Genomic DNA, 11,818 nt, shown 5'->3' with positions numbered 1-11,818 from the left:
AAGGAGGAATTTATGAAAACTGTTTATGAAGAGCTGATGCAATATGAGAAGGAATACAGCATTATTCCTGTTTGCAGGGAAACACTGTCGGATATGATCACACCAATTATTCTTCTGCGAAAACTGGCAGAGACAGGCGATAATTATTTTCTGTTAGAGAGCGTGGAAGGCGGAGAACATTTTGGAAGGTATTCCTTTCTTGGGCAGAAGCCTTCTTTGCGTCTTTCCTGTAAGAATAATAAAGTTCAGAAGAAAAGCGGAAATGTTACGGAAGATATAAATGAAACACCCTTTGATGCACTTAGAAAGCTGCTTCTGGAATATAAAGCACCAAGAATTGAAGGGCTACCTACTTTTACAGGGGGATTGGTCGGATATTTCTCTTATGAGATGATTGGTTATGCGGAACCGAAACTGAACTTAAAGAAAAGTGATTTTAATGATTATGATTTATCACTCTTTGATAAAGTAATTGTTTTTGATCATTTAAAGCAAAAAATTTTACTGATTGCAAATTATCGCAGTGCGGAAGGAAAAAAAGGTTATGAAAAAGCCCTAGCGGATATTGAGGATATGAGAGAAAAGATATTTGCACCAGTAATACTTTCTAAGCTAAAACCGGAAAGTATTGGTCCATTCAGGTGTAATACTCCAAAAGAGAGTTATCTTGAAATGGTTGAAAAAACAAAGCAGTATATCAGAGAAGGAGATATCTTTCAAGGAGTTATATCAAGAAGGTTTGAGGCGGAATATAAAGGGAGTCTCCTGAATGCTTACAGAGTACTCCGTACGACAAATCCGTCACCTTATATGTATTTTATCCAGAGTGAGGATTTACAGATAGCAGGTGTCTCACCGGAAACAATGATCAAACTGGAGAACGGAAAGCTTACGACCTTTCCGGTAGCGGGGACCAGACCAAGGGGTAAAACAAAAGATGAGGATGACAAACTGGAGAAGGAACTGCTGGCAGATGAAAAAGAATTATCCGAGCACAATATGTTAGTAGATCTTGCAAGGAATGATGTTGGGCGAATAGCTGAATATGGAAGTGTTAAGGTTGAGAATTATATGCAGATACACAGATTTTCTAAGGTTATGCATATTGCTTCCGTAGTGACTGGTACCCTGAAACAGGAGAAAGACTGCTGCGATACCATCAGTGCGCTGTTACCGGCTGGAACCCTGTCCGGTGCGCCTAAGTTCAGAGCTTGTGAGATTATAGATGAACTGGAAGCTGAGGCAAGGGGTGTATATGGCGGGGCCATTGGTTATCTTGACTTTTCAGGCAACCTGGATGTGTGTATCGCTATCCGTACCGCTGTGAAAAAGGGTGATAGGGTATTTGTCCAGGCGGGAGCAGGAGTGGTTGCTGACAGTGTACCGGAACTGGAATATGAAGAATGCGCTAATAAGGCAGGAGCAGTAATAGAAGCCATTAAGCAAGCAGAGGAGGTGCAGGACTTATGATACTGCTGATTGATAATTACGACAGTTTTTCTTATAATCTGGTTCAATTAATTGGAGATATTCTAAAGAAAAGAGCGGTTCAATTAAACCAAATGAAAACCCCGGTCAAAGGAGCGGGTCAAGAACCAGAAGAAATTAAAGTAGTGCGTAATGATGAGCTGACCATAGAGGATATAAAGGAACTCCATCCAAGCCACATCATATTATCTCCCGGTCCCGGAAGACCCATAGATGCAGGAATCTGTGAAGAAGCAGTCAGAGTTTTGAAAGGAATTTATCCAATTCTCGGGGTATGTTTAGGGCATCAGGGCATCTGTGAAGCCTTTGGCGGTACCATAACTTATGCGGAAACCCTGATGCATGGCAAACAGAGTAAGGTTAAGCTTGATACAAAAAGTGACTTATTCCAAGGACTGGATGAGGAGGTGTTTGTGGGACGGTATCATTCTCTGGCTGCTGAGCAGGCTACTTTGCCAGAGGAACTGCAAGTAATTGCATATGCGGCTGATGGAGAGATTATGGCAGTAAAACACCGGTATTATCAAATCTATGGAGTTCAGTTTCACCCGGAATCAGTTTTGACACCGATGGGAAGAATAATGATGGAAAATTTTCTGAATGTATTATGAAACCCTGAGTTGTTGAGGGTTACGCAAATATTAGTGAAAACACTGGGATGAAGAAAAGTTAAGTTTATGCAAGGACGCACAGGAACAAAAGGCTACTGCATGAGATTGAAAATCTGTTGTAAAAAAGTTACTTTCATAAAGCTGCTGAAACATATGTTAACCATAAATCTATTAGAAATAGGAACAGACGATTAAGGAGGAGAAAGGATGATTAAAGAAGCAATCTATAAGTTAACCTGTAAGGAAGACCTGCCCTATGAAACTGCGGAGAGCGTAATGGATGAAATCATGAGCGGCGAAGCATCGGATATTCACATTGGAGCTTATCTGACGGCTCTTCGTATGAAAGGGGAAACCATTGAAGAAATTACCGCAAGTGCAGCCGGGATGAGAAAACACTGTGTACGGCTCCTTCACAATATGGACGTATTGGAGATTGTAGGAACCGGGGGCGATGAAGCCTTTACCTTTAATATCTCCACCACTTCTGCACTTGTAGTATCAGCGGCAGGAATACCGGTTGCAAAACACGGAAACCGCAGTGTCTCAAGTAAATGCGGTGCGGCGGATGTTTTGGAAGCCCTGGGGGTCAACATTATGATAAGTCCGGCAAAAAGTGCAGAAATACTCTCAGAGATCGGAATCTGTTTTATGTTTGCTCAGACCTATCATACTGCCATGAAATATGTGGCACCTGTCAGAAGGGAACTGGGAATACGCACAATCTTTAATATCCTTGGACCGCTTTCCAATCCGGCAGGAGCGAATATGCAGCTTCTTGGTGTATTTGATGAGAAACTGGTAGAGCCTCTTGCGCAGGTATTAAATAAGCTCGGTGTGAAAAGGGCTATGGTGGTACATGGCAGAGATGGAATTGATGAGATATCCTTAAGTGCACCTACCTATTGCTGTGAAATCAGGGATGGAAAGCTTACCACCTTTGTATTGGAACCAGAACAATTCGGATTAAGCAAATGTAAAAAAGAGGACCTGGTAGGCGGCGGTCCGACAGAAAACGCTGAAATAGCAAAGGCAATTCTGGCAGGTGAAAAGGGGCCCAAACGAGATGCAGTAATCTTAAATACTGCTGCTTGTATATATATTGTTAAGGATAATATCAGCTTTAAGGAAGCAGTAAAGATAGCGGAAGATACCATCGACAGCGGAAGGGCTATGAGCCAGCTGGAGGAATTTATAAGACTCTCAAACAATTAGGATAGAGGTGACAGGAAAATGATTCTGGACAACATTGTAGCAGCAACGAGAATAAGGGTGGAAAAAGATATGGAAAGAGTCTCTTTTGAAGCGATGCAAAAGAAGGCACGCATGCTGTCAACAGATACTGGTTTTCCATTTGAGGCCGCACTAAGAACAGAGGGGATAACCTTTATTTGTGAGGTGAAAAAAGCCTCCCCTTCCAAAGGTGTCATAGCAGAGGAGTTTCCCTATGTAAGTATTGCGAAGGAATATGAAAAAGCCGGTGCAGGCTGTATATCGGTATTAACGGAACCGGATTTTTTTCTGGGCAGCGATGCTTACTTAACTGAAATAAGAGAAGAAGTATCCATACCCCTTTTAAGAAAAGACTTTATTGTGGATGCCTACCAGCTGTATCAGGCAAAAACACTGGGTGCAGATGCAGTCCTGTTGATATGTGCCATTTTAAGCCAGAAAGAACTGGAAGAATATCTGAACTTAAGCCATGAACTGGGACTGTCGGCGCTGGTAGAAGCTCACGATGAAGAAGAGGTCTTTCGGGCGGTGAAGGCGAGAGCTGGTATTATTGGTGTGAACAACAGAGACTTAAAAACCTTTGAGGTTGATATCAGAACCAGTGAAAGACTTAGAAAACTAGTGCCTGAAAATATTCTTTTTGTTGCAGAAAGCGGAATCAAGACCCCTGATGATATCAGGGTTTTAAAGGAAGCTGGTGTGAATGGGGTTCTTATTGGCGAGACTTTTATGAAAAGCAATGATAAAAAAGCTGCCCTGGCTGAGCTTAGAGGAGATATCTTATGACTAAGGTTAAGATATGTGGCTTGAGAAGAGAGGAAGACATTCGGATAGTAAATAAATATCTACCGGACTATATCGGGTTTGTATTTGCTGACAGTAAAAGGAAAGTCTCAAGAGAAGAAGCACAAAAGCTGAAAAGTCAGCTGGATGAGAGAATTCATTCTGTTGGGGTATTTGTCAATGCTCCTATTGAAGAAATTGCTGCTTTGGTTAAAGTCAGGATCATCAATAGTATTCAGCTTCATGGAGATGAGGACAGAAATTACATGGATGCTTTGCGGAGTATCACCAAGGAAGCAGTCCCAATTATAAAGGCACTTAGAGCAACCAAGGAAGCGGATCTTGATAAAGGACGAAAATTACCGGCAGATTATTTCCTTCTTGATACTTATGCTGCTGAACATTATGGAGGCATTGGAAAAACCTTTGACTGGAAGCTGGTGCCGAAGGATTTCGGTAGATTTTATCTGGCTGGTGGATTGAATAGCTGTAATGTAACCAAGGCTATCGAAATGCTGCATCCCTACTGTGTGGATATCAGCAGCGGAGTGGAAACAGAAGGTTTTAAGGATGAAAAAAAGGTTATGGAATTTATTCATGCGGTAAGAACAGCAGACAAAACGAATCAAGAAATAAGATAACAGGACAGCTGGCATACACTTTTATACCAGCTTTGTATTGTGAAATTAAATATAATAGAAAGGATACCGTATTTTAGCGTACAGCTTTAAAAGCGGCAGGTACACCTTCGATTTTAAAAAAAATCAAAGGCGTATCAGGGTAGAACAATGAAAAAAGGCAGGTTTGGTGAGTTTGGAGGTCAATATGTTCCGGAAACTCTTATGAATGCAGTAGCAGAGGTGGATAAAGCCTATGAATATTATAAAAATGATCCGGTTTATGTATCTGAGCTGGAGACGTTATACCGCGAATATGCAGGAAGGCCGTCAAGGTTATATTATGCAGAAAAGATGACCGAAGATCTGGGTGGTGCAAAGATATATCTGAAAAGAGAAGATCTGAACCATACCGGTTCTCATAAGATCAACAATGTATTAGGACAGGTGCTTCTTGCAAAGAAAATGGGTAAAACCAGAGTTATTGCAGAAACAGGAGCCGGGCAGCATGGTGTGGCAACAGCAACAGCTGCAGCTCTTATGGGACTTGAATGTGATATCTTTATGGGAAAGGAAGATACGGACAGACAGGTATTAAATGTATACCGAATGGAACTCTTAGGAGCAAGGGTTCATCCTGTTACCAGCGGTACCCAGACCTTAAAGGATGCAGTGAATGAAACCATGAGGGAATGGACCAGAAGAGTAGACGACACGCTGTATGTTCTTGGTTCAGTAATGGGTCCCCATCCCTTTCCTACAATAGTAAGAGATTTTCAAAAAATTATAGGCAAAGAGATTAAGAGCCAGCTGAAGGAAAAGGAGGGCAGGCTTCCGGATGCGGTAATCGCCTGTGTTGGCGGCGGCAGCAACGCTATGGGTGCCTTTTATGAGTTTATAGAAGATACGGAGGTACAGTTGATTGGATGTGAGGCAGCCGGTCTTGGTGTCGATAATCCTAAAAATGCTGCGACCATCGCAAACGGTACGGAAGGAATTTTCCACGGTATGAAGTCCATTTTCTGTCAGGACGAAGACGGACAGATAGCACCTGTTTACTCCATTTCCGCAGGTCTTGATTATCCGGGAATCGGTCCGGAACATGCCATGCTTTACAAGACAGGAAGAGCCTCCTATGTACCCATTACGGATGAAGAAGCGGTAAAAGCTTTTGAATATCTGTCACGGACAGAAGGAATTATTCCTGCAATTGAAAGTGCACATGCGGTAGCTTATGCAAGGAAGTTGGCACCTGAAATGGATAAGGAGAAAATAATAGTAATCAATATATCAGGACGTGGTGATAAGGATGTGGCTGCAATTGCAAGATACAGGGGGGTAAATATTCATGAGTAGAATTCAGAATGCATTTAAGCAGGGAAAAGCATTTATCAGTTTTGTAACAGGGGGAGATCCTGATCTGGAAACAACAGAAAAATTAATTGTTACAATGGAAGCAGCAGGAGCAGACCTTATAGAGATTGGTATTCCTTTCTCTGATCCAATAGCGGAAGGCGCGGTTATCCAGGAAGCAAATGAAAGAGCATTAACAGCAGGCTGTACTACGGATAAGCTCTTTGATATGGTAAAAGGAGTAAGAGGAAAGGTAAGCGTACCACTGGTATATCTCACTTATATCAATCCAATTTATACCTACGGTAAGGAGAGATTCTTTAAAAGGTGTGTGGAATGCGGCATAGATGGAATCATTGTTCCAGACCTTCCCTTTGAAGAAAAGGAAGAACTGGAAGTGGATTGTTTAAAATACGGGGTAGATCTGATATCCCTGATTGCGCCTACCTCTAATGAACGAATCCGAATGATAGCAGAACAGGCAAAAGGTTTTATTTACTGTGTTTCTTCAATGGGGGTAACTGGTGTCAGGTCAGAAATCAAGACGGATATCAGCTCCATGATTTCCATGGTACGGGAGGTAACAAAGACTCCATGTGCAGTAGGTTTTGGAATCTCAACACCTGAGCAGGCAAAGGAATTTGCAGCTGTTTCAGATGGAGCAATTGTTGGCAGCGCAATAGTAAAAATCATTTCTCATTATGGTAAGGATAGTATAAAACCAGTAGCTGATTATGTTACCGCGATGAAAAAAGCAGTGATGGAAGTTTAAATACATGATATTACGGTTACAGAAAGAAGTAATTTTTTTGAACATAAAAGATTGATTGGTTAATCTGATTATTAAAGTATAATGTCAGTAGAGTAAAAAACGGAGGGAGAATGAATCCCTCCGTTTTTTTACTGCCACTCAGAAAATAAAGATGGTTGGACAGCATGAAAGTTAAGGAGCTCAATTCTGAATAAGGAGCTTAAATCTGAATATTATGCTGTAAAAAAGGTTATAGGCAATAAAGCCTTTAAAATTCTGTTCTTGAGTAGAAGTACATGGCAAATATTATAAAAAATAAGGATGAAAAACAAAAAAAGGCAACGTTTTGAACATAAAAATTTGTAATTTGTATGGAATTCTCTACTTTTTTATTGAAGAATGCCTAAAAGTGTTATAAGGTAATAAAGGAGACTGGTAGTAGAGATATCACAACGGGGATGGATTTTGGAGGTTTATAATGTTTGAAGTATTACTGGTAGATGATGAGGCTTTGGTGCGAGACGCCATAAGTACCAACATGAAATGGGAAGAGCTTGGTTATCATTTGGCGGGAACCTGTAAGAATGGCAAGGAAGCAATGGAATTCCTTTCCATACATAATGTTGAATTAGTAATAACGGATATCTGTATGCCTTTTGTAGATGGATTGGAGCTTGCCAGATATATCTATGAAAATCATACGGATACCAGGACGATTATATTAAGCGGATATAATGAATTTGAATATGCCAAGACGGCAGTAAAATACCAGGTAGTAGAATATGTACTTAAACCTGTTACGGTAGCCGAGCTAAATGAGATTCTTATAAGTGTAAAAGAAACAATCAGTGAAGAGAGAAAGAAGAAAGAGAGTCTTCACAAGCTTACGGATTCTTATCAGAAGAATCTTCCAATATTACGTTCCAGGTATTTAAATCAATTAGTCAAGGGATTGCATAAACAACAGCCGGAAGAAAAGCTTCATGAGAAGCTGAAGGAGTTGCAGCGGGATATCAGCGGTGAATGTTATATTACTGCCCTTATGGTGGCAGAACATACGGAGGATTTTCTTGCGTCAATGCCGGAAGCTGCCGGAGATCTGCCGGAGTTTGTTCTTTTTAATATTCTGGAAGAGATGACTTCTGCTGACGATAAGCTACTGGTATTTCAGGATTTGCAGAATAATACGACCCTCCTTTTGTCAGGTGCTTCAGAAGCTTTTTTATTAGAGAAGCTGCAAAACATCTACGAAGCAAGTAAAAAGATGATGAAGGAGTATTTTGGGTTAGGGGTTACATTGGGAATCGGTAGTCCCGTCAATCTTCTTTATAGGGTACATAAATCCTACGAAGGAGCGTTGAATGCATTGGAATATCGATTTCTATACGGGCAGGACAGAGTACTTTTTATCAAAGATTTTGTTGAAATGGACAAGGTCAGAAATATTGAAATCAGTGATGATATCAGAAAACTTACGCTGGCAGTTAAGCTGAACAGTAAAGCTGAAATTGCTGATAGTCTGAAAGGAATTGTATCCAGATTGCGAAAGTTGGTTTTGTCTTCTGCTAGGATTTATATCTGTGTGCAGAACATTATGGTGGCTTTGAATAATCTGGTGGATAGTTTAAATCTTACTGACGAAGAAATTACTGAACGGCAGAATAATCTGTTAAGGCTTTTATATACCATGAAAACCCTTGAGGAAGTGGAGAAGCTTCTTTGTGAGTATTGTTATTATATCGGAGAGGTCTTAGCCGAGCAAAGGGATAGTTTCAGTAAGAAGCAGGCAATTATTGCAGTAGAATATATTGAAGAACATTATATGAAGGAGGACTTAACCCTGCAGTCCATGTGCAGTGATCTTGCCATCAGCATGAGTTATTTCAGCACTATTTTTAAAAGGTACACCGGTGAAACATTTATCGAAGCCTTAACCAAGCGGAGAATGAAAGCTGCCATGGAGCTTCTTTCCAATACAACCCTCAAGGTATATGAAATTGCAGAGAAGGCAGGTTATGCGGACCCCCATTACTTTGCCATTACCTTTAAAAAGATTACCGGAATGACACCGAAGGAGTTCGCACGAAAGGAAGGGAGAGTACATGTTTAAGCCCGACACAGAAGCTTTTCCAGGAAAAAGGTTTGGCAGATTGCTGCAGCCCTTTAAGAGTATCCGGATGAATATGATATTCTTATTTTCCTTGCTGATACTGTGCGCGGTGTTTTTATTTCTGGGAATTTCTTTGAGGGTTACCAGAAAAGCAGTTATTGAGAACTCCACAGAATATACGAAACAAGTAATTGGACAGGTGAATGCAGATATCGATGCTTATATCAGTTATATGGAGAATATCTCGACCCTGCTGGTAACGAATATGGATGTGAGAGAGTATCTTTCCACAGAACCCTATAGTGAAAAGGATACAGAATTATATTTAAGGATGCTGTCACAATTTGAAACGATTCTTAGTATGAGGGAAGATATCTATAACATTGTTGTCTATGGTGAAAATGATAAATTTGCAGTAAATCATGGTACCCAAATGCTAAACCGTAATGTGGACATCAAGGAAATGACCTGGTATAAGAAGGCCATAGAAGGTAATGGCAGACGTGTGTTATCCTCCTCCCATGTTCAGAACCTTATTTCTGATGATTACAAATGGGTTGTAACTTTAAGTAAAGCGATTCGGACCAAAGAAACTGGAAAGATACTCGGTGCACTGCTGGTAGATTTAAATTATAGTTCTATTACAAAGCTCTGCCAGAATATCAAAATGGGCAACAAAGGGTATATCTTTCTTATCGACAGTCAGGGAGAAATTATCTATCATCCGAAGCAGCAGCTTATATATACGGGGCTTAGAAAAGAAAAGATCGGAGAAATCCTTACCTGCAAAAAGGATCATTTCATAACAACGGTAGACGGTGAAGAAAAGCTCTATACCATGTCTACTTCTGAAAAGACTGGCTGGACTGTAGTGGGAGTGGCAAATATTAATGAACTGTTTCCTGGCAGGCAATCCACCCAGAGTATTTATCTGGAAAGTGCTCTGATGCTGCTATTGGGAGCTCTTATAATAGCTGTACTTTTCTCGAATAAGCTGACACGACCGATCACGGATTTAAGAAATTCCATGAAGCAAGTAGAAAAAGGTAATTTCGACAAGATACCTCGGAAGGATTGGGGGGAAGGAGAGATTGGAATGCTTCATAAGTCCTTCTATGCCATGACCGATGAGCTTCAGAACCTTATGGAGGATAAGAGCAGAAGCCAGAAGGAAAAGTATAAGCTGGAGCTCAGAGCCTTACAGGCACAGATTAATCCTCATTTCCTTTATAATACCCTGGATTCTATTGTATGGATGGGTGAAGGCGGAAATAACAAAGAAGTGGTAATAATGACGGCAACCCTTGCGAAGCTGCTGCGGCAGAGTATCAGCAATGAAGTGGAATTTGTTACCATAGAAAATGAAGTAGATTATGCCAGAAGTTATCTTATCATCCAGAAAATGCGTTACAGAGATCAACTATCCTTTGAAATTTCGGTTAATCCGCTAATATACTCCTGCCGTATGGTAAAATTAATTCTTCAGCCCCTGGTGGAGAATGCCATTTATCATGGTATTAAATACAGGGAAACAAAAGGAACAGTAATAATACGCGGAGAAGAAACCAAGGAGGGTATCCTTTTACAGGTCATTGATAATGGAATCGGCATGGAGGAGGATACCCTGAAACATATTTTCGATAAAAAGGATAAGTCCGGTAAAAGCAATGGAGTAGCCGTTGAGAATGTTAACCGCAGATTGAAGCTTTACTATGGGGAGCAATACGGCTTACAGTATGAAAGTACTCCCGGTATCGGAACTACCGTAAGCATCTATCTGCCGAAAGTGGAGGGAGGTGTACCGGATGAAGAGTTATCAAATAACGACTAAAAAGAAAAAGTTCTTTCAATACCCACAGATAATTGCTTTGACGATACTGTTTCTGTGTACCGGAATGTTTCTCTCTAAAATTATGCTGCACCAAGAAAAGCCCATAGAAATTATCTGTATTGTTAAGAGTCTTGACGAGGACAATGGGTTTTGGCAGTCTGTTATGGAGGGTGCTAACTTAGCTGCAATGGAATACAACGCGCAGATAGTTATCTGGGGAGCTGAGAAGGAAGATGATTACAGCAAGCAGAACCAATTAATTGAAGAAGCGATTAATCGGAAACCCGGAGCCATTGTTCTGGCTGCGGCCGATTATATCAAGACGGTTGAGGCAGCAAAAGCCGTAGTCTCTAACAATATCAAGCTTGTGCTCATAGACTCGACGGTTCAAGGTGATTTTGCCGATGCAGTGATAGCGACGGATAACTATAAGGCTGGAATCCGTATGGGAGCCCTTATGAAAAGGCTGTTAAAAGATGGTAAGGAAATAGGCATTATCAGCCATGTTAAAGGAACCTCCACAGCGATTGACCGGGAAAATGGCATAAGAATGGGACTTACAGATGACAAAGATAAGATCGCAGAGATAACTTATTGCGATTCGGATACAGAAAAGGCCAAGGAACTAACAAAGGAAATGGTCAAGAAACATCCAGATATATCTGTAATAGCCGGTTTGAATCAGTATGCATCAGTAGGAGCCGGGGCAGCTATTAAAGAAATGGGACTGGAGAATTGTATTAAAGTTATTGGCTTTGATAATGCCACGGAACAGATAAAATATCTGGAGGAAGGGATATACGAAGCGATTGTAATTCAGAAATCCTTTAATATGGGATACCTTGGTGTGGAAAGTGCGATTAAACTAATAAAAGGAGAAAGGACAGAAAGGGTTATAGATTCCGGCTCCACCTTAATCACAAAAGATAATATGTATACCAGCTTAAATCAAAAGCTTTTATTTCCGTTTGATTAATTCATAAAGTTAGTTTGCTTCCTTTCATGTATTAAAGGACACAGGATATCAAGCTTTAAGACAAG

Annotated in this window: 10 protein-coding genes; all 10 read left to right on the top strand. The window is 40.6% G+C overall.

Annotated features, from left to right (window positions below; genetic code table 11):
* Window positions 1–12 precede the first annotated feature (12 nt).
* The 10 genes from trpE to R2R35_RS01555 all read left to right on the top strand — a co-directional run bounded on the left by trpE (window position 13) and on the right by R2R35_RS01555 (window position 11,753).
* Window positions 13–1,470, top strand: a complete 1,458-nt coding sequence (trpE, locus tag R2R35_RS01600) for an anthranilate synthase component I (protein ID WP_317732752.1) — start codon at window positions 13–15, stop codon at window positions 1,468–1,470.
* On the top strand, window positions 1,467–2,099 hold the full coding sequence (locus R2R35_RS01595) for an anthranilate synthase component II (RefSeq protein ID WP_317732751.1): 633 nt from the start codon (window positions 1,467–1,469) through the stop codon (window positions 2,097–2,099). Before trpE ends, R2R35_RS01595 begins: the two co-directional genes overlap by 4 nt.
* A gap of 207 nt (window positions 2,100–2,306) precedes the next feature.
* The gene (gene trpD, locus R2R35_RS01590) at window positions 2,307–3,314 is read left to right on the top strand and encodes an anthranilate phosphoribosyltransferase (protein ID WP_317732750.1); all 1,008 of its coding nucleotides are present in this window, start codon (window positions 2,307–2,309) and stop codon (window positions 3,312–3,314) included.
* 18 nt (window positions 3,315–3,332) lie between these two features.
* Window positions 3,333–4,118: an indole-3-glycerol phosphate synthase TrpC gene (trpC, locus tag R2R35_RS01585; RefSeq protein ID WP_317732749.1), complete on the top strand. Its 786-nt coding sequence runs from the start codon at window positions 3,333–3,335 to the stop codon at window positions 4,116–4,118.
* Window positions 4,115–4,756: a phosphoribosylanthranilate isomerase gene (locus R2R35_RS01580; RefSeq protein ID WP_317732748.1), complete on the top strand. Its 642-nt coding sequence runs from the start codon at window positions 4,115–4,117 to the stop codon at window positions 4,754–4,756. Before trpC ends, R2R35_RS01580 begins: the two co-directional genes overlap by 4 nt.
* 147 nt (window positions 4,757–4,903) lie before the next feature.
* Window positions 4,904–6,088: a tryptophan synthase subunit beta gene (trpB, locus tag R2R35_RS01575; RefSeq protein ID WP_317732747.1), complete on the top strand. Its 1,185-nt coding sequence runs from the start codon at window positions 4,904–4,906 to the stop codon at window positions 6,086–6,088.
* Window positions 6,081–6,857, top strand: a complete 777-nt coding sequence (gene trpA / locus R2R35_RS01570) for a tryptophan synthase subunit alpha (RefSeq protein WP_317732746.1) — start codon at window positions 6,081–6,083, stop codon at window positions 6,855–6,857. The genes trpB and trpA overlap by 8 nt, the downstream gene beginning before the upstream one ends.
* A gap of 457 nt (window positions 6,858–7,314) precedes the next feature.
* Window positions 7,315–8,946 carry a response regulator gene (locus tag R2R35_RS01565; protein WP_317732745.1) on the top strand — a complete coding sequence of 544 codons (1,632 nt, stop codon included), beginning with the start codon at window positions 7,315–7,317 and terminating at the stop codon, window positions 8,944–8,946.
* Window positions 8,939–10,777 (top strand): sensor histidine kinase, encoded by a 1,839-nt coding sequence (locus R2R35_RS01560; RefSeq protein ID WP_317732744.1) that lies wholly within the window; start codon window positions 8,939–8,941, stop codon window positions 10,775–10,777. Before R2R35_RS01565 ends, R2R35_RS01560 begins: the two co-directional genes overlap by 8 nt.
* A complete protein-coding gene (locus tag R2R35_RS01555) occupies window positions 10,752–11,753 on the top strand; it encodes a substrate-binding domain-containing protein (RefSeq protein ID WP_317732743.1) in 1,002 nt (333 codons plus the stop codon). The genes R2R35_RS01560 and R2R35_RS01555 overlap by 26 nt, the downstream gene beginning before the upstream one ends.
* Window positions 11,754–11,818: the final 65 nt, after the last annotated feature.

It is taken from the genome of Anaerocolumna sp. AGMB13020 (assembly GCF_033100115.1).
In the GTDB taxonomy this organism is placed as follows: Bacteria; Bacillota; Clostridia; order Lachnospirales; family Lachnospiraceae; genus Anaerocolumna.
The sequence above is the reverse complement of the archived record's forward strand: the minus strand, read 5'-3'. Positions and strand labels throughout refer to the sequence as shown.

Coding starts and splice junctions, on each gene's coding strand:
- trpC (WP_317732749.1), top strand. CDS start 3,333: ATGATTCTGGACAACATTGTAGCAGCAACGAGAATAAGGGTGGAAAAA.
- trpB (WP_317732747.1), top strand. CDS start 4,904: ATGAAAAAAGGCAGGTTTGGTGAGTTTGGAGGTCAATATGTTCCGGAA.
- R2R35_RS01560 (WP_317732744.1), top strand. CDS start 8,939: ATGTTTAAGCCCGACACAGAAGCTTTTCCAGGAAAAAGGTTTGGCAGA.
- R2R35_RS01595 (WP_317732751.1), top strand. CDS start 1,467: ATGATACTGCTGATTGATAATTACGACAGTTTTTCTTATAATCTGGTT.
- trpA (WP_317732746.1), top strand. CDS start 6,081: ATGAGTAGAATTCAGAATGCATTTAAGCAGGGAAAAGCATTTATCAGT.
- trpE (WP_317732752.1), top strand. CDS start 13: ATGAAAACTGTTTATGAAGAGCTGATGCAATATGAGAAGGAATACAGC.
- R2R35_RS01565 (WP_317732745.1), top strand. CDS start 7,315: ATGTTTGAAGTATTACTGGTAGATGATGAGGCTTTGGTGCGAGACGCC.
- R2R35_RS01580 (WP_317732748.1), top strand. CDS start 4,115: ATGACTAAGGTTAAGATATGTGGCTTGAGAAGAGAGGAAGACATTCGG.
- R2R35_RS01555 (WP_317732743.1), top strand. CDS start 10,752: ATGAAGAGTTATCAAATAACGACTAAAAAGAAAAAGTTCTTTCAATAC.
- trpD (WP_317732750.1), top strand. CDS start 2,307: ATGATTAAAGAAGCAATCTATAAGTTAACCTGTAAGGAAGACCTGCCC.